General features: G+C 69.3%; 22 protein-coding genes and 1 tRNA gene. 8 read left to right on the top strand and 15 right to left on the bottom strand.

Annotation, left to right across the window (positions count from 1 at the left end; all coding sequences use genetic code 11):
• Positions 1-236 precede the first annotated feature (236 nt).
• Positions 237-2,516: a zinc-dependent metalloprotease family protein gene (locus tag ASD30_RS00930; RefSeq protein WP_056675584.1), complete on the top strand. Its 2,280-nt coding sequence runs from the start codon at positions 237-239 to the stop codon at positions 2,514-2,516.
• Between the two features lie 200 nt (positions 2,517-2,716).
• Here ASD30_RS00930 and ASD30_RS00925 read toward each other — a convergent pair whose 3' ends face one another.
• Positions 2,717-3,397: a FadR/GntR family transcriptional regulator gene (locus ASD30_RS00925; protein WP_056675581.1), complete on the bottom strand. Its 681-nt coding sequence runs from the start codon at positions 3,395-3,397 to the stop codon at positions 2,717-2,719.
• Positions 3,398-3,573: 176 nt separating this feature from the next.
• Here ASD30_RS00925 and ASD30_RS00920 point away from each other — a divergent pair, with 176 nt between their 5' ends.
• Genes ASD30_RS00920 through ASD30_RS00900 form a run of 5 tightly spaced genes read left to right on the top strand, consistent with a single transcriptional unit; the run spans position 3,574 to position 8,462 of the window.
• Positions 3,574-5,001 (top strand): MFS transporter, encoded by a 1,428-nt coding sequence (locus tag ASD30_RS00920; RefSeq protein ID WP_056675579.1) that lies wholly within the window; start codon positions 3,574-3,576, stop codon positions 4,999-5,001.
• 37 nt (positions 5,002-5,038) lie between these two features.
• Positions 5,039-5,956 (top strand): ABC transporter substrate-binding protein, encoded by a 918-nt coding sequence (locus ASD30_RS00915; RefSeq protein WP_056675576.1) that lies wholly within the window; start codon positions 5,039-5,041, stop codon positions 5,954-5,956.
• Complete coding sequence (locus ASD30_RS00910) at positions 5,953-6,939, top strand: ornithine cyclodeaminase family protein (RefSeq protein ID WP_056675574.1); 987 nt, start codon at positions 5,953-5,955, stop codon at positions 6,937-6,939. Before ASD30_RS00915 ends, ASD30_RS00910 begins: the two co-directional genes overlap by 4 nt.
• 6 nt (positions 6,940-6,945) lie before the next feature.
• Complete coding sequence (locus tag ASD30_RS00905) at positions 6,946-7,701, top strand: IclR family transcriptional regulator (protein ID WP_056675573.1); 756 nt, start codon at positions 6,946-6,948, stop codon at positions 7,699-7,701.
• Positions 7,702-7,724: 23 nt separating this feature from the next.
• A complete protein-coding gene (locus ASD30_RS00900) occupies positions 7,725-8,462 on the top strand; it encodes an aspartate/glutamate racemase family protein (RefSeq protein ID WP_056675570.1) in 738 nt (245 codons plus the stop codon).
• On the opposite strand, the gene ASD30_RS00895 is transcribed toward ASD30_RS00900, so the two are convergent.
• The 12 genes from ASD30_RS00895 to ASD30_RS00840 all read right to left on the bottom strand — a co-directional run bounded on the left by ASD30_RS00895 (position 8,455) and on the right by ASD30_RS00840 (position 20,570).
• Positions 8,455-9,192, bottom strand: coding sequence for an IclR family transcriptional regulator (locus ASD30_RS00895; RefSeq protein WP_056675568.1), 738 nt, complete (start codon positions 9,190-9,192; stop codon positions 8,455-8,457). The two genes, ASD30_RS00900 and ASD30_RS00895, sit on opposite strands and share 8 nt — an antisense overlap.
• A gap of 1 nt (position 9,193) precedes the next feature.
• Positions 9,194-10,582: an 8-oxoguanine deaminase gene (locus tag ASD30_RS00890; protein WP_056675566.1), complete on the bottom strand. Its 1,389-nt coding sequence runs from the start codon at positions 10,580-10,582 to the stop codon at positions 9,194-9,196.
• A 140-nt stretch (positions 10,583-10,722) separates the two neighbouring features.
• Positions 10,723-12,135, bottom strand: coding sequence for a nucleobase:cation symporter-2 family protein (locus tag ASD30_RS00885; RefSeq protein ID WP_082563466.1), 1,413 nt, complete (start codon positions 12,133-12,135; stop codon positions 10,723-10,725).
• An 8-nt stretch (positions 12,136-12,143) separates the two neighbouring features.
• A complete protein-coding gene (gene pucL / locus ASD30_RS00880; RefSeq protein WP_056675563.1) occupies positions 12,144-13,064 on the bottom strand; it encodes a factor-independent urate hydroxylase in 921 nt (306 codons plus the stop codon).
• Between the two features lie 4 nt (positions 13,065-13,068).
• Positions 13,069-13,407, bottom strand: coding sequence for a hydroxyisourate hydrolase (uraH, locus tag ASD30_RS00875; protein ID WP_056675561.1), 339 nt, complete (start codon positions 13,405-13,407; stop codon positions 13,069-13,071).
• Positions 13,407-13,898, bottom strand: coding sequence for a 2-oxo-4-hydroxy-4-carboxy-5-ureidoimidazoline decarboxylase (gene uraD / locus ASD30_RS00870; RefSeq protein ID WP_082563465.1), 492 nt, complete (start codon positions 13,896-13,898; stop codon positions 13,407-13,409). Before uraD ends, uraH begins: the two co-directional genes overlap by 1 nt.
• Positions 13,899-14,016: 118 nt before the next feature.
• Positions 14,017-14,454, bottom strand: a complete 438-nt coding sequence (locus ASD30_RS00865) for a helix-turn-helix domain-containing protein (protein ID WP_056675555.1) — start codon at positions 14,452-14,454, stop codon at positions 14,017-14,019.
• Positions 14,447-14,689 (bottom strand): thiamine-binding protein, encoded by a 243-nt coding sequence (locus tag ASD30_RS00860; RefSeq protein WP_056675552.1) that lies wholly within the window; start codon positions 14,687-14,689, stop codon positions 14,447-14,449. The genes ASD30_RS00865 and ASD30_RS00860 overlap by 8 nt, the downstream gene beginning before the upstream one ends.
• 9 nt (positions 14,690-14,698) lie before the next feature.
• On the bottom strand, positions 14,699-16,111 hold the full coding sequence (dctA, locus tag ASD30_RS00855; RefSeq protein ID WP_082563464.1) for a C4-dicarboxylate transporter DctA: 1,413 nt from the start codon (positions 16,109-16,111) through the stop codon (positions 14,699-14,701).
• Positions 16,112-16,303: 192 nt separating this feature from the next.
• Positions 16,304-17,560, bottom strand: coding sequence for a DUF6986 family protein (locus ASD30_RS00850; RefSeq protein WP_056675548.1), 1,257 nt, complete (start codon positions 17,558-17,560; stop codon positions 16,304-16,306).
• Positions 17,557-19,176, bottom strand: coding sequence for a malate synthase A (aceB, locus tag ASD30_RS00845; protein ID WP_235530193.1), 1,620 nt, complete (start codon positions 19,174-19,176; stop codon positions 17,557-17,559). Before aceB ends, ASD30_RS00850 begins: the two co-directional genes overlap by 4 nt.
• Complete coding sequence (locus ASD30_RS00840) at positions 19,173-20,570, bottom strand: NAD-dependent malic enzyme (RefSeq protein WP_056675543.1); 1,398 nt, start codon at positions 20,568-20,570, stop codon at positions 19,173-19,175. The genes aceB and ASD30_RS00840 overlap by 4 nt, the downstream gene beginning before the upstream one ends.
• Before the next feature lie 137 nt (positions 20,571-20,707).
• Between ASD30_RS00840 and ASD30_RS00835 the strand changes: the two genes are divergently transcribed.
• A complete protein-coding gene (locus ASD30_RS00835; RefSeq protein ID WP_056675540.1) occupies positions 20,708-21,469 on the top strand; it encodes an IclR family transcriptional regulator in 762 nt (253 codons plus the stop codon).
• Positions 21,470-21,545: 76 nt separating this feature from the next.
• Positions 21,546-21,619: transfer RNA gene (locus ASD30_RS00830), tRNA-Arg, on the top strand.
• 21 nt (positions 21,620-21,640) lie between these two features.
• On the opposite strand, the gene ASD30_RS00825 is transcribed toward ASD30_RS00830, so the two are convergent.
• Together ASD30_RS00825 and ASD30_RS00820 are read right to left on the bottom strand one after the other, a co-directional pair.
• Positions 21,641-22,852: a MalY/PatB family protein gene (locus ASD30_RS00825; protein WP_056675537.1), complete on the bottom strand. Its 1,212-nt coding sequence runs from the start codon at positions 22,850-22,852 to the stop codon at positions 21,641-21,643.
• Between the two features lie 4 nt (positions 22,853-22,856).
• A complete protein-coding gene (locus ASD30_RS00820; protein ID WP_056679035.1) occupies positions 22,857-23,879 on the bottom strand; it encodes an adenosine deaminase in 1,023 nt (340 codons plus the stop codon).
• Positions 23,880-23,894: the final 15 nt, after the last annotated feature.

Below are 23,894 nucleotides of genomic sequence, written 5' to 3'. Positions count from 1 at the left end.
GACGGACGCAGCCCCAATGCCTCAGAACTCCTCCCGGCAACACCGCGACGCCACGAGCTGGATGCCCCGCTTGCCTGCGTGGACAGTGCCTGCCGTGGCGTGATTGGGGAGGTTGACCGCAGCGAGGAGAACCACTGCGTCCTGCCACCAGATTGTGGAGCAGACCCACACAGGCGATGTCGGACGAGATTCCCAAAGGGCTGCGAAGACCGGTGCCCAACGGACAAACTCGCCCAATGGCCTTCGTGCGGTTCCTGACCGCAGCATCCCTGTCTGCTCTCGTCCTCGGTTCCATGTGTACGGGCACGGTGGCAGGAGCGGCCGCGGCGTCCTCGGACCGCTCGACGGATCCCGGCCTGCACGGGAAGGCAGCGATCGACCGCCTCGGTGACGAGCTCGATGACGCTGCCCGTCGTTCCGGGCTGAGCACGAGCGAGCTCCGCAGGATCTTGACCACCGACGACTCGGCCCAAGTGGTGCCGGGTGGTCAGTTGGTCTACGCCGACACGTTCCCCGCGCAACCCAGCGCCGCATCGGCAGAGGTGGCCCAAGCCCAGTTCCCCGAGGCTCAGACCTTCACCCTGCACAGCCGGCCGACCTCGAAGCACACGATCTTCCTGGACTTCGACGGTGCCGACGTCAGCAACACGTACTGGAACTTTGCGTCCGGGATCCCGAACGGCCAGTACGACGGGTTCTCGATCGACGGCGACCTGGGCACCTTCAACGCCGACGAGCACAGCTACATGCAGGAGCTCTGGCGGATCGTCGCCGAGATGTACGTGGCGTACGACGTCGACATCACCACCGAGGACACCGGCCCCGCCGCCTACCACCGCGACGGCATCGCCGACGACACGTACGGCGACCACGTCCTGTTCAGCAACGACCCGGACTCCAACCCGATCTGCTCCGGTTGCGCCGGAATCGCTGTCTTCGGCCAGTTCGCGGATCCGACCGACTCGGGGACCGACTCCAAGGAGCCCATCTGGGTGCGCAAGCAGGCGAACGCGTTCCTCACGGCCACCGTCACCGCGCACGAGATCGGGCACACTCTCGGCCTGAACCACGACGGACGAACCATCCCTAGCGAGGAGTACTACGGAGGCCAGGGCGCCTGGACGCCGATCATGGGCTCCGGCTTCAACGGGATCTTCCAGTTCAGCAACGGCGACTACGCCAGCGCCTCCAACAAGCAGGACGACTTCGCGACCATGGTCGCCACCGGCCTGCCTCTGCTGCCCGACGACGCCGGCAACACCGCGGCCTCCGCGACGAGCCTGGGAGCACGGACCGACTACACGGTCGACGGCATCATCACCAGTCGCGACGTCGACTACTACAAGGTCGGCCCGTGCGTCGCAGCACCTTCGGTGGGAGCCCTCGGAAACGGTGCGGGCAGCGGTCTCGATCTGCGCGTCGACCTGCGTACGGCGAACGACGCGCTGGTCGCGTTCTCGGACCAGCCGTCTGGCCAGGTCATCGTCGGTGGGTTCGCCCACCGGATCGCGAGCGGCATGGACGCGGACACGATCTCACCGAGCGGCGGGCCGGGAACCTACTACGTCAAGGTCGACGGCGTCGGCAACGGCGATCCGCTCGCCACCGGCTACTCCGACTACGGCAGCGTCGGCACCTACAAGCTTTCGATCACCGGCTGCGCGGACACGAACGGCGCTACGCCGAACGCTCCTGCGTCGATCAACCTCACCACCAGCAAGAGCGCTGGCACGCTGACCTGGACGGCCCCGTCGTCCGGACCGGCGCCGAACGGCTACCGGATCAGCGGGATCAACGGAGGACCGGTCGAGGTCTCCGCAAGCACCAGGTCGAGGGCGATCACCGTGCAGGGCGGCCACGACGTCAACGTCGCAGTCACGGCTCTGAACGCCGCCGGGGGCGGAGTCCCGAAGACGTTGAACCGGCATGTCGCGAGCTGGGTCCCGACAACGGCGCCTGCCATCACCGTGACCACCAGTGGCCTGAAGGCCACGATCAACTGGAAGCCCGCCGCGAACCCCGGCAACGCCTACCTGCGCTACTGGTTGCTGACCATCGACGACCAGATCCTCCCGCAGACCGCAGCAGTGCGGAGCTTCACGAAGACGTTCTCGACGTACGGCTACCACACCGTGAAGCTGAATCCCCAGATGGACGCCGAGCTCCCAGGAACGGCCCCCGGTCGTACCGTCAGGGTCCTGGTGGCTCTCAAGCCATCGGCTCCCAGGATCGGTAGCCCGTCATCGGGCAAGGCGGGGACGCCGGTCAACGCCACCGCTCGCTGGGCGGCTCCGTTGAACAACGGTGGCGCTGCGATCACCTCGTACAAGGTGATCGCCTCGAAGATCGTGGAGGGCAGGGTCGTCGGCTCGAAGGTCTCCGCACCGGTCTCGGCCAAGGCCCGCGCGTACACGTTCAGGCTCGCGAAGGGCTACTACAGGTTCCGGGTCGTCGCCTACAACGCCAAGGGCGGGTCGCCAGCGTCGGCGTACTCGAAGAAGGTCACCGCGAGGTAGGTCGTCCACCCGGAAGACTGGCCAGGACCGAGCCTCACGACCACCCGACCGTCCGAACCGCCCGGACGACTGCCGAAACGCTCGTCCCAACCGCCGGTGGAGATGACGGTTCGCTCGCTCAGGGTCGCGCGTCGCGTCATCGTGTCGCGGGCGCCGTACTCCTCTCCACGCCGACTGCCACCCGAACTGCGCGCACTGTCTCAGCCGATCTCCCCCTCGCCTGCGCCGGCGTTGTCGATCAGCGCCATGGCAGCGGTCGCAGCCGCATGGACGTCGCCGTCCCGGATGGCAATGAACAGTCCCTCGTGCCAGTCGTGCTGCCCCGTGATGAACCGGGAGAAGCACTGCCCGCCCTTCAGGTCCAGCGCCATCGCCTCGCTCAGACTTGAGTAGAGCTCCGCGAGCACGTCGTTCCCCGAGACCTCGGCGACCGCGAGGTGGAATGCGACGTCGGCGGTCGCAAAGTCCTCCTCCGCCAGTGCCGCGCCTGCTGCCGCTCGGGCGTCCAGGGTCTGACGCAGGTGTTTCAGCTGGTCCTCGGTGCGCCGTTCGGCTGCGAGCCGCGCCGCGATCACGTCCAGGCCGCGGCGTACGTCGGCGATGTCGTCGTGCGTGGCAGTGAGGAGCCGGCGCCGCAGCGCCACCTCCGTGGCATTGGTCGCGACGACGTAGGTGCCGTCGCCCTGGCGCGGTTGCAGCAGTCCCGCGTGCACGAGGCCGCGCACCGCCTCGCGCACGGTCGTGCGGCTCACGCCCAGCGACTCGATCAGTGCGGTCTCGGGCGGAATCCGGTGCCCGACCGGCCAGTTTCCTGCCGCGATCTCCTCGCGCAGGGACTCGGTCGCGGCGTCCGCCATGGACATACGCGGGATTGCTTTCATCAGAACTCCCTCTTGCAAATTCGTCATACGTATGGTCATAGTACATCTACCGAGTGACGCACACCACATGGCATGGTCGATGAAGACCTCACCCGAACCCAGCCTGTGATCCCCCTCTTCTCGCTCGCAGCTCTGGAAGGTCCGCCCTGATGACCACCTCAGAATCAGTACCGCCCATGACATCCTCCGACGCCACCGATGCGTCACGTTCCTCGTCCGGCGCCGTGACTCGCGCCCTCGATGCGATCCCATTCAACCGTGCCCACAAGCTCATCCTCGCCATGGTGCTCTTCGGCGCCTTCTTCGACGTGATGGAGGAGAACGCGCTGGGTGCGATCGGCCCCACCCTGAAGGACATCTGGGGCATCTCCACACCACAGCTCGCATTGCTGCAGACCATCACCATCTCCGCGATGATCATCGGCAAGGTCTTCGCCGGCATCGTCGGCGACTACCGCGGCCGGCGCTATGCCCTGGCGTTCAACCTCGTCCTCTACTGCTTCGGCGCCCTCGTCTGCGCTCTGGCGCCCAACTACCTCGTGCTCGCCATCGGCCGCTTCATCGTCGGGCTCGGCCTCGGTGGCGAGATCGCCGCCGGCATGACCATCCTGAGCGAGTTGGTCGCCACCAAGTACCGCGGCGCCATCGTCGCGTCGCTCAACATCGGAGCCGGCGGCCTGGGCAACGTGATCTCCTTCGGCTTCGCCGCGATGGTGCTCGGTCCTCTCGGCCAGTTCTTCGGCGGCCCCGAGACGAGCTGGCGCTGGATGTTCGGCCTTCTCGTGCTTCCCGCCCTCATGGTGATGTTCTACCGGCGCTACCTGCCTGAGACTCCGCGCTATCTGGTGAGCAGGGGACGACACGACGAGGCCAACCGCGTGCTCAGCCTCCTGCAGGCGGGGAGGCTGCACGACGACCAGCTCGTCGTGACGGAGTTCGTGCCGCCCAAGACCGACGTCGAGGGTCCCGCTCCGAAGGTGCACCTGGGCGAGGTCTTCCAGGGCGTGCTCCTGCGCCGCACCTGCGCCCTGGCCGTCGCGTCGTGGATGACGTTCGGTGCCCAGATCACGGTGCTGGTGCTGATGCCGACCATCTTGGTCGAACAGGGCTTCACCGTGACCAAGAGCCTCACGTTCACCATGGTGATGAACTTCGGCAGCCTCTTCGGCGCCGTCGCCGCGACGTACGCCGCGATCCACTGGCCACGCCGTCTGGTGATGACCGTCGGCGCCATTGCCGCCTGCCTCTCCGCCCTGGCCTTCGGCACGCTCGCATCGTCGGCTGCCACGATCCTGCTCTTCGGCGGTGCCTTCCAGTTCTTCGTGCTGCTCCTGAACAGCACGATCTTCGCCTGGTCCCCCGAGCTCTATCCCACCCGCGTGCGTGCCTTCGGTACCGCGATGATCGCTGTCCAGGGGAACGTCGCAGGGGCCCTTGCGCCGATCGGCGCCGGCTGGCTGCTCGACAGCTCCGGCATGGGAACCGTCTTCATCGTGATCTCCGGAATGTACGCCGTGATGGCCGTCGCCACCCGCTTCGCCCCGGAAACTCACGGCCGGACCCTCGAGGAGATCAACCCCACCTCACTGCTCCCCCGCTCCTGACCACCACCAGATCACCAATTCCGAAAGGACCATGACCATGGACAAGTTCCACGTCTCAGCCACCTCCCACTGGCCCAACTACCTCCCCGAGTACGTCGCCCGCGAACAGGGCTTCTTCGCGGACGAGGGACTCGACTTCACCCGCAGCGCGCCGACGGACTGGACGCAGGTCCTGACCGACCTCAGCGACGGCACCGCCGACCTGGTGCTGGGCGGGATCTGGGTCCCGACGATGTATCACGGCCGCGGCCGCGACTACGTCGCCGTCGCCGCCCTCAACTCGCGAAACCCGAAGGTCCTGGTGATGCGCGAGCCAGCTCCCGGATTCTCCTGGCGAGACCTTGAGGGCAAGATCGTCCTGGCCCCGGGGGCCGGTGGCACGGCGCCGTACGTCCACACCGCTGGCCTGATGCGGAAGGCCGGGGTCGACATGACCAAGGTCCGCTGGGTCCGCGACCTGGCCGGCTCGACCCTCACCGAGCTCTTCCTCGGGGGGCACGGCGACGCGCTCGTCACCGACGCCATCAACGGCGCGCTCCTCGAGCGTGCGGGCAAGGCCTCGATCGTGGCACGCCACGACGTCGACGGCGGGCTGATGCCCAACAGCGTCTACTACACCGACCGTGAGCGGCTCGAGCGCGACGACACGGTGTGGCGCTTCTGCCGTGCGATGCAGCGTGCCTACGACTGGCTGCGGGAGCACTCCGCGGTCGAGGCGAAGTCGCTCCTGGCCCGCGAGTGGCCGGGGATCGAGACCGACCACCTGATCGAGATCGTCGACGACCTGCGTCAGCGCGGGATCTGGGAGGACATCCGCATCGCGCCCGAGGGGTACGACGAGTGGTTGCGGATCCAGGTCGAGGACGGCCTGGTGGGAAAACCGGTCCGCTACGACGACCTGGTCGACCCGCGCCCGGCCGAGGACGCCGTACGCACCGTCGGAGCAGCCCGATGACGATCGTGCTCACGCGCTCGGACGTGGCCGAGGTCATCGACATGACCGACGTGATCGAGGTCGTGGAGCAGGCGCACCTCGCCCTCGCCTCAGGTGACGCGATCCAGCCAGAGCGCGCGGCCTTCGAGCTGAAGGGCAGCGACGTGCTCTATGTGCCGATGGTCGCCGGCATCGGCTCCATGGAGGTCGGGGGCGTCAAGCTGATGACCGACACCCCGAGCAACCGGGCCCGGGGACTGCCCGCCCAGCAGTCCGCCATCTTGCTGGCCGACGGGACGACGGGTGCCCCGAAGGCGCTCATCGACGGTGGGATCGTCACCCGATTTCGCACCGCCGCCGCCTCGGCCGTGGCTACCAGACACCTCGCGAACCCGTCTGGCGGTTGCCTCGGGCTCATCGGGGCAGGCGGGCAGGCTCGGGCACACCTCGAAGCCATTCGGCTGGTGCGCCCCGTGGACCGGGTCCTGGTCTGGACGCGATCCAGCGCGACCGCCGCGGGCTTCGTCGAGCACGCCCGACAGACGGGCGTGCACGTCGAGGTGGCCGACTCCGTCGAGGACGTCGTGTCGCAGGCGGACATCCTGTGCACGCTCACCCCGTCGAGGGAACCGCTGGTGAGCGGCGCCTGGTTCAGGCCGGGCCTGCACGTCAACGCCGTGGGGGCGCCGCCACGGGTGGACCACCGCGAGATCGACTCCGAGGGCATCCGCCGCAGCCTGGTCGTCGTCGACCGGGTGGACGTGGCACGCCAGGAGTCGGGCGACGTCATGATTCCGTTCGCGAACGGCGACATCGGCTACGACCACTTTGACCTGGAGCTCGGTGAAGTCGCGTCCGGGAGCAGGCCGGGTCGCAGCTCGCCGGACCAGATCACGCTCTACAACTCGGTCGGCCTCGCCATCCAGGACATGGCGACCGCACGCATGGTCGTGGAGAAGGCGCTGCTCAAGGGTCTCGGCCGGACCATCGACCTGGGCAGCTGACCTGCCGTGGCCACCGGCGCCCAGGTCGAAGCCCACCGCTCGCTGCAGCGGGCGTTCGAGGTGCTCGAGCTGATCGCGGACAACGACGGGAGGATGGGCGTTGCTCAGCTGGCGGCCGAGTCGCGCCTCCCCTTGTCGTCGATGCATCGACTGGTCAGCACGTTGGCCAAGCTCGGCTACCTCCACCAGGAGCCCTCACGGAAGTATGTCCTGGGCGCTCCGCTCGTCCGCCTGGGCCACGCGTCCTCCAGGCTGCTGCTCGCGAACTGGGGGCAACCGAGGTTGGCCAGGCTTGCGGACGAGCTCGGAGAGTCCGTGCACCTGACCATGCTGGACGGGGACGAGGTGCGATACGTCGCCCAGGCCCCGTCCAGCCGTTCAATGCGGATGTTCACCGAGGTCGGCCGCCGCGTACTGCCGCACTGCTGCGCGGCCGGCAACGCGATCCTCTCCGCGATGGCGGAGGACGAGGTACGCCGCCTGCTCGCCCGCACCGGCATGCCGCGCTACACCGAGAACACGATCACCGACACGGACACCTACGTCGAGAGACTGCGCCTGACCGCCGAGGCGGGCTACGCGCTCGACGACGCAGAGCAGGAGACGGGGGTCCGCTGCGTGGCAGTCCTGGTGCCGGACAGTGCGGAACGGTTCGCGCTCTCGGTCTCCGGCCCCACCACCCGGATGTCGGACGAGGTCGTCTCCCGGGTCGTGCCACTGCTGATCCGGGCCAGCTGGGACATCGCCGCCGTCCTGCCCTGACCCAACAACGAAAGGCTCACCTCATGCGCATCCTCGTGGTCAACGTCAACACCACCGTCTCGATGACCGACGCGATCGTCGCCTCGGCCCGGTCCGTCGCCTCCCCCGGCACCGAGATCATCGGCCTCACTCCCTCGTTCGGTCCCGACTCCTGCGAGGGCAACTTCGACAGCTACCTCGCCGCGGTTGGCGTGATGGACGCGGTCGCCCGCTACCAGGGCGCCTACGACGCCGTGGTGCAGGCCGGCTTCGGCGAGCACGGCCGCGAGGGTCTCCAGGAACTCCTCGACGTGCCGGTTGTCGACATCACCGAAGCAGCCGGCCACGTCGCCTCCCTGCTCGGCCACACCTACTCCGTGGTCACCACCCTCGACCGCACCGTGCCCCTGATCGAGGACCGGCTCAAGTTGGCCGGCCTCGACGCCCGATGCGCATCCGTGCGCTCCAGCGGGCTGTCCGTCCTCGAACTCGAGGAGGACCCCGAGGCCGCCGTGAAGGCGATCACCACACAGGCACAGCGCGCGGTCCAGGAGGACAGGGCCGAGGTGATCGTGCTGGGTTGCGGCGGCATGGCCGGTCTCGACCACGCCGTCAGGGCCGCCACCGGCGTGCCCGTCGTCGACGGCGTCACCGCCGCCATCAAGCTCGCCGAAGCCCTGATCGGGCTCGGTCTGTCCACCAGCAAGATCAGGACCTACGCCACCCCGCGAACGAAGCGACTCAGCGGCTGGCCACTCGGTGCCGTGCATGAGGTCAGCTGATCACCCGGTGCAGTTCGGCGGCGAGGGCGGGAACACGCTCTCGGGTGACGCGGGCGGACGGGCCGGCCACGGACACCGCCAGCGGGAACGGCGCGGACGGCACGGGTACGGCGACACAGCGCGCGCCGTACTCCTCCTCCTCGTCGTCGAGGGCGAAACCCTGGCGGCGTACGACGCGAACGGCAGCGACCAGCTCCGAGACTGACCCAACTGTGTGGGAAGTAGGTCGATCGAGACCGGTGCGTTCCGCGAGCGCGGTCACCTCGTCGTCGGCCAGCAGCGACAACAGCGCCTTCCCCACGGCCGAGCAGTGCGCCATCGTCCGGCGGTGCACCTCGGTCGAGGAGCGCATCGCCTGTGAGGACTGGACCTGCGCGACGAAGAGCACCGTGTCCCCGCACAGGGTCGCGGCGTTCGCCGTCTCGCCGGTGGCCTCGACCAGCCTGGCCAGCCAGGTGGAGACGTCGGGAGCGATCGGCAGCATGGCCGCACCACCGAGGGCGACCAGACGCGGGCCGAGGCGATAGCGCCGGTCGGATCCCTTGTAGAGATAGCCCGCCTGGCACAACCCGCCCAGCATCCGGTGCGTCGTCGAGACCGGGATCCGACAGAGTGCCGCGAGCTCCGAGAGCCCCAGGGGCTGGCCGGCGTCGGCGAGGTGCTCGAGCAGGCCGAGCGCGCGACCGATCGACTGGACCGGCCCGCTGGGCGCGGCTGCGTCGGCGCTCACGTCAACCGGCCTTCCGGACCAGGTCGCGCTGCACCCGGGCCACTCGGCGCGCGAGCGACTCCTCGTCGACCGTGGCCATCCGCCCCTGCTCGACCACGGGACGGCCGTTGACCAGCAGCAGCTCGAGCGGCGGGGTCGACCCGAGCACGAGTGCCGCCACCGGATCGTCGATGCCGGCATGGGCAAGCGTGTCGAGCCGCCACACGGCGAGGTCGGCGAGCTTGCCGACCTCGAGCGACCCGATCTCGTCCTCGCGGCCGAGGATCCTGGCACCGTCGAGAGTGGCCATCTCCAACGCGGCACGTACGCCGAGGGCACGCGGCCCACCACGCGCCCGAGCGAAGAGCACCGCGTGCCGCGCCTCCTCCAACAGCGACCCGGCTTCGTTGCTGGCCGCGCCGTCGACACCGAGGCCGACCGGCGAGCCGGCCTCGCGCAGGTCGGCGGCGCGGGCGATTCCGGCACCGAGGCGGGCGTTGGAGCTCGGGCAGTGCGCGACGCCGGTCGCGGCCGCCCCGAGCCGCTTGACCTCGGCGTCGTCGAAGTGGATGCCATGGGCGAACCACACGTCGGAGCCCGACCAGCCCAACTGCTCGGCGTACTCCAAGGGCGTGCAGCCCCGCTGCACCTCGCACCACTCGGTCTCGTCGACGGTCTCGGCGAGATGCGTGTGGAGCCGTACGCCGCGGTGTCGGGCCAGCTCGGCCGAGTCACGCATGAGCCCTTCACTGACCGAGAACGGCGAGCACGGTCCGACCGAGATCCGCAGCATCGAGCCGGGCGACGGGTCGTGCCAGCGCGTGATGGCGGCATCCGTCACGGCGAGGATCTCGTCACGCTCCTGGACCACCGAGTCCGGCGGCAGCCCGCCGTCCTTGCGGCTGAGGTCCATCGAGCCGCGGGCCGGGTGGAACCGCAGCCCGACCTCCTCCGCCGCCACGATCGATGCGGCGAGCGGGTCGCCGCCCTCACGCGGAAAGACGTAGTGGTGGTCCGCTGCCGTGGTGCAGCCGGTGAGCGCCATGCGGGCCAGGCCTGCCTGGGTCGCCACGTGGACGGAGGTCTCGTCGATGCCGGCCCACACCGGGTAGAGCGTGGTGAGCCACTCGAAGAGCGTCGCGTCGGCGGCCAGCCCGCGGGTGACCCACTGGTAGAGGTGCTGGTGCGTGTTGACGAAGCCCGGGGTGATCAGGCAGCCGCGGCCGTCGACGACCCGGGCACCCGGGTACGACGGCGCCGGGCCCGGGCCGACGTCGACGATGCGCGAGCCCTGCACCACGACGTACCCGTCGGCGATCTCGCGCCGTGAGCCGTCCATCGTGACGATGGTCGCGCCCTCGATGACGGTGCTTGCAGAGGGGGCAGTGCGTGCGGAACTGGTGAGCTGCATGGCCTGTCTCCCGATGAGTCGTGGGTGGGATTCCAGTGAACCCGCGCACGTCCGGCGCGGTAAGTCACAGCGGGCACGAACCAGGGCCACGAAGCGGCCGACGGCTTGGAGCAATCTCCAAGCCGTCGGCCGGATTGACGTCAGTCCGCGTGACGGATGTCGTCGTCGAGCCGGTCACCGAAGCCGTCGCGCCGGTCTTCCGACGCGGCGAAGACGGAGGCGCCCGACCTGTTGCCGGCGGTGACCTCGTTGAACAGGTAGTTCAGGACCACCGCGACGACGGCGGTGGCGCTGATGCCCGAGTGCATGATCACGCCGAACCACTCCGGGAACGCGTCCCAGAAAGTGGGGGCGGCGATCGGGATGATGCCGACCGCGACGGCGACCGAGACGATCACCATGTTGAGGTTGTCCTCATAGCTGACCCGCGACAGCGTGCGGATGCCGCTGGCCGCGACCGAACCGAAGAGCACGATGCCGGCGCCACCGAGCACGGGATACGGGATCGCCGCGACGACGGCACCGACCACCGGGAGCAACCCGAGCAGCAGCAGGACCAGCCCACCCGTCGCGACGACGAACCTGCTCTTGATGCCGGTCAGCGCGACCAGTCCGACGTTCTGCGCGAACGCGCTGCACGGGAAGCTGCCGAAGAGCGGTGCCACTGTCGTGGCGGCCATGTCGGCGCGCAGCCCCTGTGCGACCCGCTTCGCGTCCACCTCGGTGTCGACGATCTCGCCGATCGCCAGGATGTCGGCAGTGGTCTCGGTCATGATCACCAGCATCACCACGGTCATCGACACGATCGCGCCGATCTCGAACGTCGGTGTGCCGAAGTGCAGGACCGAAGGCGCGGCGAACGGCTTCGCGTCACCGACGGCCGAGAAGTCCGCACGACCGGCCAGCGCCGCGATCACTGTGCCGACCACGAGACCGAGCAGGATCGAGAGCCGCGACACCGCGCCCTGGAACAGCCGACTGATCACCAGGATGATCAGCAGGGTCAGGCCGGCGTACCCGATGTTGGTCATCGACCCGAAGTCGGACGCCGTCTCCTCGTTGCCCATCGCCCAGCGGAACGACACCGGCATCAGGGAGAGCCCGATGACGGTGATCAGGCTGCCGGTCACCACGGCCGGGAACAGTCGCACCAGCTGGGCGAAGAACGACGAGAGCACCAGGCCGATCACGCCGGCGACGATGATCGCGCCGAAGACCGGCCGCAGCCCGTCCTCACTGGCGATCGCGACCATCGTGGAGACGCTGGCGAACGAGATGCCCTGCACGATCGGCAGCCGGCTGCCGAACGGCCCGAGGCCGAGGGTCTGCAACAAGGTCGCCAGCCCGGAGACGAACAGTCCGGCGGTGACCAGCAGTGCCATGTCAGAGGCCGACAGCCCCGCCGCACCGCCGACGATCAGCGGCGGCGCGATCACGCCGCCGTACATCGTCAGGATGTGCTGGGTTCCGTAGGCGAGCAGCTGCCCGGGCGGGTGCCGCTCGTCCTCAGGACGCGTGGAAGCAGGCGCGGTCGTACGACGGCGGAAGTTCATCGCGCACCTCAGCAGAAGCCGGGCAGGCCGAGCCAGGCATTGCCCGCGTCGGTGGCGTCGTCACGGATGACGGAGGCCTCGATCAGGCCGTAGGGGCGGTCGGCGGCGATGAAGACCTCGCCCGGGTTCTCCAGGCCGAACGGCGCCAGGTCGACCGTGAAGTGGTGCTTGTTGGGCGCGGAGAACTTGATCTCGGCGATCTCGGGGTGCTGCTCGAGCACGGACTCCCCCATGCCGTAGAGCGTCTGCTGCAGGGCGAGGCTGTGGATCTCGGCGAACCGCTGGAGCAGCAGGGCGCGCACTGCGTCGTACGACTTGTCCCAGTCGACGTCACCGCGGGCGACGAACGCGGCGTCGTAGCGCCAGCGGGCGACCAGCGAGGTGGCGAGGATCCGGTCGTGGGTCTCGGGGAGCGTCGTGTACTCGTCCTTGAGGTAGCCGAAGAACTCCGACCCGGTCGACTTGAGCACGGTCAGGTCCTTGAACCCGGAGACCACGTGGGCGATCCGGTCGTCACCGCGGCCGTCGACGTTGACCGCGGTGGTGCGGGTGCCGCCGCCGGTGCGGACGAACGCGTGGTCGTGGCCGGAGCCGTCGACGGGGATGCGGTCCCAGGCGTACTCCTCGACCTCGACCTTGGCGCCGTCGACGGCGGGGGCCGCGTCGATGAAGCGGTCGGCGAGGGCGAGCGCGTAGTCCTCGATCGCGCCGACGCCCTTCTCCTTGGCGAAGGCGAATGCGGTGTTCTTCTGGGTGTCGGTGGGCAGTACGTCGCCCTGGTCGCCACTGATGTGCGCGCCCTCGAAGCGGCCGCGCAGGGCGGACGAGACGTTCAGGTCGCGGATCTGGTGGCGCGCGGTGTCGCGGTAGATGCGGACGACGCGGCTCTCGGCCTTGCCGTACTGGTTGGGGCCCAGGCGAATGGCCATGGGATCAACTCCCTCGGTAGGTGGAATAGGCGAACGGGCTGAGCAGGAGTGGGACGTGGTGGTGCAGGGTCGCGTCGGTCAGCGCGAAGGTGACGCCGACCTCCGGGAAGAAGCAGTCCTGGCCGGTCGCGGCGGCGTAGGCCGCGACGTCGAAGACCAGCCGGTAGGTGCCCGGCTCGACCCGGTCGGGTCCGAGCTCGGTGGCGCGTCCGTCGTCATCGGTCGCGGCCTCGGCGAGGATGACGACCCGGTCGCCGTCGAGGTGCTCGAGCCGCAGGCGGCAGCCGGCGGCCGGGCGCCCGAGGGCAGTGTCGAGGACGTGGGTGGTGATGGCACTACTCATCAGTCGAGGACCTTTCGCAGACGGAGGAGGGCGATCTTGCGCAGCTCGTCGGCGACCACGGACAACTCGGCCGCGTCGTCGTGCTCGAGCCTGCTGCGCAAGGACTTCAGGATCTCCTCACCGGAGAGGCCGGTGGCGCAGATCAGGAAGACCCGGCCGAAGCGGTCCTCGTAGGCCCGGTTCCCGTCGGCCAGCGCCCGCTCCGTGTCGGTGTCGCGGGACACCGCGGCCTGCTCGGCCCGGGACCAGGCGGCCTCGGTGCCGGCGCCCTTGGCCCGCTCGCCGATGCGCGGGTGTGCGGCCAGTGCGCGGTCGACATCGGCCGGCGTGAACGCGCGGGCGGCGCGGTCGGCCACGGCCTCGAGCGCGTCGCTGTCGGCGTACGGCCTGCCGGCGAGCACCGCGTCGGCCCAGGCCGGTACGTCGGCGCAGGCGAGCAGGTGCGGACGAACGTCGGCCGCAGGCAAGGTGTTGAGCTCCTCGAGCTTCACCGTCCACCTACTTTCGTGATGCGGAATGTGTTTTCCGTCACGATGAGCGTGGCACGGCGTCGGCCGCTACGTCAACAGTTTGTTGAAATTTCTGGTGGTCGAACTTTCAGCCTCACGCTCATCGGGACCGGTTCAGGTAGTTGTAGACGGTGAATCGGCTGACCCCGATCGCCTCCGCGATGGTCTCGGCGGAGCGGCGGTAGGCGAACGCGCCCCGCTCCTCGAGCACGCGCACCGCGCGTTGCTTGTCGGCCCGGGACAAGTCGGCAAGCGGCAGACCGCGCTCACCGGCGATCTCCGCGGCCACCTCGTCGATCAACGCGGCCAGGTCGCCCGCGGACTCCGTGCCCGAAGCCGCCCCCGACGACTCAGCTTTCGAGGTGCCGGACGGCGCGTCCGCGCTGGCGAGGCGCACGCCGGCCACGGTCTCCCCCTCCCACACGAGAGGGACGTCGCCCTTGCGCAGCTTCGCCGGCTCGACCACCTCGGCGTCGAGGCGGGCCAGCAACGGCGCCACCGCCTCGAGCAGGGGGTGGCCCGCCGCGGACTCAGCCATCGGCGGGCTCGACCTGCAGGGTGACCCGGGTGGCGCCGTGCGAGAGTGCCGAGCGGAGCACGTCGGCCAGCGCCTGCACCACCTCGTCGGCGTCGCCGCTGACGGTCGTACCCAAGGGCCCGAACTCGCACTCGAGGCCGGCATCCTCCACCGCCTTCAGCGCGACCACGGCATGCTTGGGCGGCTTCCCTTCGCCATGGAAGGGCTCGGTGGTGAACTCGGCGACGAGGCGCATGGAAGCAGGCTACTCGCGGATCGGGAGCGCCGCGGCTGCAACCGGGTGGTGCTCCGGGTGGTCGACGTGATGCCCGGGAACGTGGAGCTCCTCCGGCTCTGGCACGTCGTCGGTGACCACGATCTCGCCGTTCAGCACCGCGTGCATCCGCTCGACGTCGAGCTGGCCCTCCCACTTGGAGACCACGAAGGTGGCGACGCAGTTGCCGAGCAGGTTCACGAAGACCCGCATCGAGTCCATGATCCGGTCGGCGCCCAGCAGCACCGCCACCGCGGCGACGGGATAGGCACCGATCGCGGTGGCCGTCGCCGAGAGCGCCAGGAACGAGGATCCGGGGACGCCGGCCATGCCCTTCGAGGTCAGCATGAGTACGCCGACCATGGCGAGCTGATCCATCAGGGACATGTCCACTCCGACCGCCTGGGCCAGGAAGATCGAGCAGATGGAGAGGTAGATCGTGGCGCCGTCGAGGTTGAACGAGTAGCCGGTCGGCACGACCAGGCCGGTGGAGGCGGGCGAGTTGCCGGCGTTCTGCAGCTTGCTCATGATCCGCGGCAGCACGGCCTCGGTGGAGGCGGTGCCGAGCGCGAGGGCGAACTCCTCACGGGCGTACTTGATGAACTTGAACAGGTTGAGACCGACGTACAGCTTGGCGATCGCGGCGAGCACCAGGGCGAAGAGCACCGCGGCCAGGTAGCAGGCTCCGATCAGCTTGCCGAACGAGGCGAGCGACTCGATGCCGTACTGGCCGATGATGAACGCCATCGCACCGAACGCTCCGATCGGGGCGACCTTCATGATGTAGCCGACGAGCGTGAACAGCACGTGGCTGAACTGGTCGATCAGCTCGAGGATCGCCGAGCCCTTGCCGGTGTCGTTGACCTGGGCCAGGCCGATGCCGAACAACACCGAGAAGAAGAGCACGGCAAGCAGCTGATTGTCGGCGAAGGCGCCCAGGACGCTCTCCGGGATGATGCCCATCAGGAAGTCGACGGTGTGCGGCAGCTCGCCGCCTGCGGTCTTCTCGGCGAGCGCCTGCTCGCCGCCGGCCAGGGTGTCCGGGTCGATGTTGAAGCCCTGCCCGGGCTTGAGCACGTTGGCGATGACGAGGCCGAAGACCAGCGCGAAGGTCGTCACCAGCTCGAAGTAGATCAGCGCCTTGAGGCCGATCCGGCCGACGGACTTCACGTCGCCCACGTGGGCGATGCCGGTGACGACCACGCAGAAGATCAGCGGCGCGATGATCATCTTGATCAGCTTGATGAACCCGTCACCCAACGGGCGCAGGTCGGAGCCGAAGTCCGGGAAGAAGTGTCCGACCGAGATGCCCGCGACGATCGCGACACCCACCTGGAGGAACAGCGACGTGTAGAGCGGCTTGCGCTTGGCCTTGGTGGTTTCCGAGGTGGCGACGGATGACATTGCGAGCCCTTCATTGAATTCCGCATTGTGGAACTAACTTTCCGTGTGTAGAAAAGTGTGTCCCCGCTCACACGGACGTGTCAAGGGTTCGCGGCCTCTTATCGCGATCCGGACACGCAGAACGCCCGCCCTGCCGGAACGAGGTCCGGAAGAGCGGGCGTTGTGCAGGGCGTCGTACAGGAGCGGGCCGGATCAGGCCGGCACGGACCTCCTGGCGAGGCGCGCGAGGCCCTCGAGGTCGACGCCGATCAGCTTGTCGATCTCGGTAGCCCCGACGGCTCCGCACTCGAGCCCGCGCAGCACGAAGGCGGCCAGGGCAGCAGCGGTCGCCGGCTCGTCGAGGTAGCCCGAGTCGCCCCCGTGCACGTAGGCGCGGAGCCGGTCGGAGGCAGCGACCAGGCCCTCGCGATAGAACGCGTAGGTGGCCACGAAACGGCTCGGCAGCTGGGCCGGGTGCAGGTCCCACCCCTGGTAGATGCCGCGGGTCAGCGAGCGGCGTACCAGCCGGACGTGGAGACGCCAGGCCGCGCGTACGGCGTCGCGGTCCCCCACGGGCAGCTGGTTGGTCGAGCCGTCGGAGACGAAGACACCGGTCCCGGCGGCCGCGACCTGCATGACGTCCTTGGCGTGGTCGGCGACCGGGTGCTCCATGCTCTGGTACGCCGCGGCCACACCAAGCGAGGCGGAGTAGTCGTAGGTGCCGTAGTGCAGCCCGGTCACCCGGCGTCCACCGGCGTGGATCATCTTCGCCACGAGGGCGGAGCCGTCCGGTCCGAGGATCGCCTGCGGGGTCTCGACCTGGATCTCGAAGCGCAGCGACCCGGCGGGTACGCCGTGGGCGGACTCGATCGCGTCGAGGGCGGCCACCATCGCCGACACCTGGTCGACTGACGTCACCTTGGGCAGCGTGATCACGAAGCCGTCGGTGATCGCGTCGGCGCCGGCCAGCTCGCCGACGAAGAGGTCGAGCGTGCGCAGGCCGCGGCGACGCGTCGGCGCCTCGAACGACTTGATCCGCAGGCCGTGGTACGGCGAGGCGGCGCCGGCCTTGACGGTCACCGCGAGGGCCCGGGCCGCGGCGATGACGGCGGCGTCCTCCTGCTCGTCGGGGCGGTTGCCGTAGCCGTCCTCGAAGTCGATCCGGAGGTCTTCGATCGGCTCGCGGTCGAGCTTGGCGCGGACCCGGTCATAGACCTCGACGGCCAGGCTGGGCCGCAGCTCGAGCGCCTCGGCCAGCTCCATGACGGAGCGGCCGTGCTGGGCAAGGACGGTCTTGGCCTCCTCGCCCCACTGGGTGACGGTGCCGGCGTCGTACCGGTCGCCCGGCACGTAGACGGTGTGCACCGGCTGACGGGTGCCGCGGTCGCCGGGGAAGCAGGCGAGCAGCTCGGCGTCAGCCGCGGCCAGCCTCTGGTCGAGGTCGTCGGCCAGGTCGTCGAAGGCGCTCACGCCGACACCACCGCGTCGTACGCCGGCAGGGTCAGGAAGTCGACGAACTCGTCGGCCAACGCGACCTCCTCGAAGATGGTGCGGGCCTCGGCGAAGCGGTTGCCCTCAGGAGCGTCGGCCAGGATCTTGGCCTGCTCCTGGTCGAGCACCTCGCGGACCAGGGCGGCCGTGATCACGGTGCCGTCCTCGAGCTTGGACTCGTTGTGCACCCACTGCCAGATCTGCGAGCGGGAGATCTCGGCGGTCGCGGCGTCCTCCATCAGGTTGTGGATGCCGACGGCACCGAGTCCGCGGAGCCAGGCCTCGAGGTAGAGCAGGGAGACCTCGACGTTGCCGTGCAGTCCTTCGCGGGTCACGCTGCCCGGCGTGGCCTTGAGGTCGAGCAGGTCGGCGGCCGAGACCTCGACGTCCTCGCGCAGCCGGTCGAGCTGGTTCGGCTTGTCGCCGAGCACCCGGTCGAAGATCTCGCGGCAGACCGGGACCAGGTCGGGGTGGGCGACCCAGGAGCCGTCGAACCCGTCGCCGGCCTCGCGCTCCTTGTCCTCACGCACCTTCTCGAACGCGCGAGCGTTGACCTCCTCGTCCTTGCGGCTCGGGATGAACGCCGCCATGCCGCCGATCGCGAAGGCGCCGCGTCGGTGGCAGGTCCTCACCAGCAGCTGGGCGTAGGCCCGCATGAACGGCGCGGCCATGGTCACCGAGGCGCGGTCGGGCAGTACGAAGTCGGCACCGGAGTCGCGGAAGTACTTGATGATGCTGAACAGGTAGTCCCACCGGCCGGCGTTGAGACCGGACGCGTGGTCGCGCAGCTCGTAGAGGATCTCGTCCATCTCGAACGCGGCCGGGATGGTCTCGATCAGCACCGTGGCGCGGACCGTGCCGTGCGGAATCTCCAACGAGGCCTGGGCAAACGTGAACACGTCGTTCCACAGCCGGGCCTCGAGGTGACTCTCGGTCTTCGGCAGGTAGAAGTACGGGCCGCTCCCCCGGGCCAACAGCTCGGCGGCGTTGTGGAAGAAGTAGAGACCGAAGTCGACCAGCGCACCGACCACCGGCCTGCCGTCGACGAGGAGGTGCTGCTCATCGAAGTGCCACCCACGCGGGCGCATCACGATGGTGGCCAGTGGCTGGTCGTCGCGCAGCTCGTAGGTCTTGCCTCCACCGGCTGCGGTGAAGGAGATCTGGCGCCGGATGGCGTCGTACAGGCTGACCTGGCCGCCGACCACGTTGCTCCAGTGCGGCGTGCTGGCGTCCTCCATGTCGGCCAGCCAGACCCGGGCGCCGGAGTTGAGCGCGTTGATGGTCATCTTGCGGTCGGTGGGGCCGGTGATCTCGACCCGGCGGTCCACGAGGTCGGCCGGCGCGGGTGCGACCTTCCAGTCACCCGCGCGGATCTCCGCCGTCTCCGGGAGGAAGTCGAGCGTGCCCGTGCGCGAGACCTCCTCGCGTCGAGCCTTGCGGGCGGCCAGCAGCTCGTCGCGACGGCCTCCGAACCTGCGCTGCAACTCGGCCACGAAGGCGAGGGCTTCAGCGGTGAGGATCTTCTCCCCGCCGTCGACCTGCTCTCCCGACACCTGGATGTCGTCGGTCTTCTCCATCACTGCTCCCTCACTCACTTAAGGCTCTCCACTTCCTGGGCTGCCGCCTGCACGCCCGCCGCGACGGCGGGGGCGACGGCGGGGTCGAACACGGACGGAACGATGTAGCTCGCGTTCAGTTCGTCGGGATGCACGCAGTCGGCGATGGCGCCCGCCGCGGCGAGCATCACCTCGTCGGTGATCTCGCGTGCGGCTGCATCCAGCATGCCCCGGAACAGGCCGGGGAACGCAAGCACGTTGTTGATCTGGTTGGGGTGGTCGGACCGTCCGGTCGCGACGATCGCTGCGTGCTCGTTGGCGGCCACCGGATCGACCTCGGGGTCGGGGTTGGCCAGCGCGAAGACGATCGCATCGTCGGCCATGGTGGCGATGTCGGCCCCGTCGAGCAGGTTCGGCGCCGAAACCCCGACGAAGACGTCGGCGTCGGCCAGGGCTGCCTTGAGGCTGCCGGTGAAGCCGTCGACGTTCGTGTGGTCGGCAATCCAGCGGCGGTCGGGGTCGAGGCCCTCCTGCCCGCTGTGTACGGCGCCGCGCCGGTCACAGGCCACGATGTGCCGCGCGCCCTGGGCGTGGAGCAGCCTGATGATCGCGTGGCCGGCGGCACCCACACCGCTCACCACGATGCGGACCTTGTCGAGATCCTTGCCGACCACGCGCAGCGCGTTGGTGAGCGCGGCGAGTACGACGATCGCCGTACCGTGCTGGTCGTCGTGGAAGACGGGGATGTCGAGCTCGGCGCGGAGCCGGCGCTCGATCTCGAAGCACCGGGGTGCGGCGATGTCCTCGAGGTTGATGCCGCCGTAGGAGACCGCGATCGCCTTGACGATCATGATGATCTCTTCGGTGTCCTGGGTGTCGAGGCAGACCGGCCAGGCGTCGACGTCGGCGAACTGCTTGAACAGCGCCGCCTTGCCCTCCATCACGGGGAGCGCGGCGCCCGGGCCGATGTTGCCGAGGCCGAGCACGGCCGAGCCGTCGGTCACCACGGCGACGGTGTTGCGCTTGATGGTGAGCCGGCGCAGGTCCTCCGGGTTCTCGGCGATCGCCATGCAGACCCGCGCGACGCCCGGCGTGTAGGCGCGCGAGAGGTCGTCGCGGTTCTTGAGCGGAACCTTGGGGACGACCTCGAGCTTGCCGCCGAGGTGCATCAGGAAGGTGCGGTCGCTGACCTTGCGCACCTTGACGTCGGGCACTGCAGCGAGGGCCTTGGTGATGGCGTCGACGTGTGCGACGTCGACGGCGTCGCAGGTCAGGTCGACGACGAGCCGGTCGGCGTGGGACTCGGCGACGTCGAGCGCGGTGACCGATCCGCCCGCCCCTGCGACCGCGGCGACGAGGCGGCCGGTGGCCCCCGCGGAGGACGGAGTGTCGACACGGACCGTGACGGCGTATCCAGGACTTGGGGTAGCCAACGTTCTCGACCTCTCAGCGGTAGGTATTTCGCATTACGGATACTAGTATCTACCTAGTGGAACTTCAACCCACCTCTTCCCACATATTTCCCGCTACACTTCCACCATCCGGAAATCGTATTTGAGGAGCAGAGCACGTGGCAGAGAAAGAGCCGAAGGTCCGCGCCGGGGGCGTGCAGTCGATCGAGCGGGCCTTCGGGTTGCTCGAGATGATGGCCGACGCGGGCGGGATGATGGGCCTGTCCCAGCTGGCGACGGCGTCGGGCCTGCCGTTGCCGACGATCCACCGACTGGTGCGCACGCTGGTCGACCTCGGCTACCTGCGCCAGGAGCCCTCCCGGCAGTACGTCCTCGGCCCGCGCCTGATCCGGCTCGGTGAGAGCTCCTCCAACATGCTGAGCACCTGGGCCCGCCCCCACCTCGCGGCACTCGTCGACGAGCTTGGTGAGTCGGCCAACCTCGCGATGCTCGACGGCGACCAGATCGTGTACGTCGCCCAGGTCCCCTCCCGGCACTCCATGCGGATGTTCACCGAGGTCGGGCGCCGCGTGCTGCCCCACTGCACCGCGGTAGGCAAGGCGATCCTGGCCGACTTCCCCGACACCCAGGTGCGCGACCTCTTGCGGCGTACCGGCATGCCGCAGCACACGGACAACACGATCACCGACCCCGACGAGTTCGCCAAGCAGCTCGCGCTGGCCGCGAAGAACGGCTACGCCATGGACGAGGGCGAGCAGGAGATCGGCGTGCGCTGCGTCGCCGTCTCGGTGCCCGACGTACCCACCCGTCTGGCCCTGTCCGTCTCGGGCCCGGCCCAGCGGATGTCGCCGGAACTGGTCGATCGCGCCGTGCCGCTGCTGGTCCAGGCGGGCAAGGCGCTCAGCGTCGACCTCAACTGACGGCCAGGGGTCGGGCGGCTTCCCCTGGATGCGGCATACTTTGCCGCGCGGATCGGGGGCTGCCTCCGGTCCGCATGCCCCCGTAGCTCAGCTGGATAGAGCAAGTCACTTCTAATGATTAGGTCGCAGGTTCGAATCCTGCCGGGGGCGCTTTCTGACCTGCCCGACAGATCAGCCGATCGACCGGGCCATCCGGGTGACCGCCTCGGTGAGGATCGCGCGGGACGTGGCGAAGTTGATCCGCACGTGCCCACGCCCTCCGGCACCGAACACGTGCCCGGAGCTCAGCGCGACGCGGGCGTGGTCGAGGAAATGGCGGGCCGGGCCGGCCAGGTCGGAGACCACCGCCAGGTCGCCCTCGGCGTTGTCTTCGGAGTCCGGCGCGTCCAGGCCGAGCGGACGGCAGTCGACCCAGGCCAGATAGGTGCCCTCGGGTCGCAGGAACCCGACCTGCGGCAGGTGCTCGGTCAACAGGTCGCCGAGCAGTGTGCGGTTCTCGTCGAGGCCGACCAGGAGCGCGTCGAGCCAGTCACCGCCGTGCCGGAAGGCCGCCGCGTGAGCAATGATGCCGAGGTGGCTGGGGCCGTGGCTGACCTCCTCAGGCATCCGGGCCAGGTCGTCGACGGCCTCGCTCCCGGCGATGACCAGGGCAGCCTTGAGGCCGGCCAGGTTCCAGCCCTTCGAGGCCGACATCAGGGAGAACGCGTCCTCCGACCCCGCCACGGTGAGGTACGGCGTGAACTCCGCGCCGGCCAGGATCAACGGGGCGTGGATCTCGTCGACGATCACGCGCACGCCGTGCTGCCGGGCGAGGACCGCGATCGCCTCGAGCTCGGCACGCGTGTGCACCGCACCAGTGGGGTTGTGCGGGTTGCTGATCAGGTACGCCGCCCGTGGACTCGTGGTCCGCACCTGGCGGAACACCTCCACGAGCGCGTCGAGGTCGACCCGCCCTGCCTCGGTCAACGGTGACTCGACGACCTGGCGGTCGGCATGGGTGAGGAACGCGTAGAACGGCGCATAGACCGGCGCGTTGACGATCACCGGGTCGCCCGGTTCGGTGACCAGTCGCAGCACCTCGACGATGCCCAGCATCACGTCGGGCACGATCGCCGTACGGTCGACCGGGAAGTCCGACCAGCCCCAGCGCTTCGCGGCGAACTCCGCGAGGGCCCGTGCGAGTCCGTCGCCGAACGGGTAGCCGGTGTCACCCAGGTCGACCGCCCGGTGCAGCGCTTGCGCCACCGGCTCCGCGAGCGACACGTCCATCTCCGCCACCCACAGCGGGAGCACGTCCGCAGGGTGGCTGTTCCACTTGAGGCTGGTCCGTTGCTGCAACTGCTCGCGCGACAGGGCCTCGAGCGGGTTCGGCACCGGCGCCATGGCGTCAGCCCCTCAGCGCGGCGGCGTGCCGGTCGATCTCCGCGGAGAGCTCGGCCTTCACGATGCTCGGGGCGTACGACGCGTCGACGGCAGCCCGCGCCAACGAGGCCACGCCGGCCTGGTCGAGGTCGAGCAGGTCGGCGGCGATCTCGTACTCCCGGTTCAGCGTCGTGCCGAACATGGGCGGGTCGTCGGAGTTGATCGTGATCGTCACCCCGGCGTCGCGGAACTTCGTGATCGGGTGCTGGTCGAGCGACTCCACGGCCCGGGTGGCGATGTTGGACGACGGGCACACCTCGAGGGGAATCCCCTCGGCAGCCAGGTGGGCCAGCAGCTCGGGGTCCTGCGCCGACGTCGTGCCGTGGCCGATCCGCTCGGCGCCGAGCACCCGCACGGCGTCCCAGACCGTCTCGGGCCCGGTGGTCTCGCCGGCATGCGGCACGCTGTGCAGCCCGGCGGCCCGGGCGGCGTCGAAGTGCGGCTTGAACTGCGGGCGTGGCACACCGATCTCGGGTCCGCCGAGGCCGAAGCCGACCAGCGAGTCGGTGCGGTGCTCCAGCGCGTAGGACAAGGTCGCGTCGGCGGCGGGGATGCCGCTCTCCCCCGGAATGTCATAGATCCAGCGCAGCACCAGCCCGAAGTCGCGCTCGGCCTTGCGCCGCGCCTCCTCGATCGCCTCGGTGTAGGCCTCGATCGGGATGCCGCGGACCACCGAGGTGTAGGGCGTGCACGTCAGCTCGGCGTACTTCACGTTCTGCCCCGTCGACATCTCGCGGGCGATCTCGTAGGTCAGCAGCTCGACGTCCTCCGGCGTGCGGATCAGGTCGACCACCGCGAGGTAGACGTCGATGAAGTGCGCGAAGTCGCGGAACGCGAAGAACTCCCGCAACGCCGCCGGGTCGCTCGGCACCGTGCCGGGGTGGCGCTCGGCCAGCTCGGCGACGATGCGCGGCGAGGCCGACCCGACGTGGTGCACGTGCAGTTCCGCCTTGGGCAGCGCGGTGATGAAAGCAGCCAGATCAGTCACCCGCGCAGTCTGCCA

It is taken from the genome of Nocardioides sp. Root140 (assembly GCF_001426745.1).
In the GTDB taxonomy this organism is placed as follows: domain Bacteria; phylum Actinomycetota; class Actinomycetes; order Propionibacteriales; family Nocardioidaceae; genus Nocardioides.
This window is presented reverse-complemented; position numbering and strand designations above follow the sequence as displayed.

Bases quoted from the DNA above. Each gene is read 5' to 3' on its own strand.
- ASD30_RS00890 (WP_056675566.1), bottom strand. From the start codon at position 10,582: ATGCAGCTCACCAGTTCCGCACGCACTGCCCCCTCTGCAAGCACCGTC.
- ASD30_RS00860 (WP_056675552.1), bottom strand. From the start codon at position 14,689: ATGCGCCTCGTCGCCGAGTTCACCACCGAGCCCTTCCATGGCGAAGGG.
- dctA (WP_082563464.1), bottom strand. From the start codon at position 16,111: ATGTCATCCGTCGCCACCTCGGAAACCACCAAGGCCAAGCGCAAGCCG.
- ASD30_RS00885 (WP_082563466.1), bottom strand. From the start codon at position 12,135: ATGAACTTCCGCCGTCGTACGACCGCGCCTGCTTCCACGCGTCCTGAG.
- pucL (WP_056675563.1), bottom strand. From the start codon at position 13,064: ATGGCCATTCGCCTGGGCCCCAACCAGTACGGCAAGGCCGAGAGCCGC.
- ASD30_RS00900 (WP_056675570.1), top strand. From the start codon at position 7,725: ATGCGCATCCTCGTGGTCAACGTCAACACCACCGTCTCGATGACCGAC.
- ASD30_RS00825 (WP_056675537.1), bottom strand. From the start codon at position 22,852: ATGGCGCCGGTGCCGAACCCGCTCGAGGCCCTGTCGCGCGAGCAGTTG.
- ASD30_RS00865 (WP_056675555.1), bottom strand. From the start codon at position 14,454: ATGGCTGAGTCCGCGGCGGGCCACCCCCTGCTCGAGGCGGTGGCGCCG.
- uraH (WP_056675561.1), bottom strand. From the start codon at position 13,407: ATGAGTAGTGCCATCACCACCCACGTCCTCGACACTGCCCTCGGGCGC.
- ASD30_RS00910 (WP_056675574.1), top strand. From the start codon at position 5,953: ATGACGATCGTGCTCACGCGCTCGGACGTGGCCGAGGTCATCGACATG.
- ASD30_RS00925 (WP_056675581.1), bottom strand. From the start codon at position 3,397: ATGAAAGCAATCCCGCGTATGTCCATGGCGGACGCCGCGACCGAGTCC.
- ASD30_RS00915 (WP_056675576.1), top strand. From the start codon at position 5,039: ATGGACAAGTTCCACGTCTCAGCCACCTCCCACTGGCCCAACTACCTC.
- ASD30_RS00920 (WP_056675579.1), top strand. From the start codon at position 3,574: ATGACATCCTCCGACGCCACCGATGCGTCACGTTCCTCGTCCGGCGCC.
- ASD30_RS00930 (WP_056675584.1), top strand. From the start codon at position 237: ATGGCCTTCGTGCGGTTCCTGACCGCAGCATCCCTGTCTGCTCTCGTC.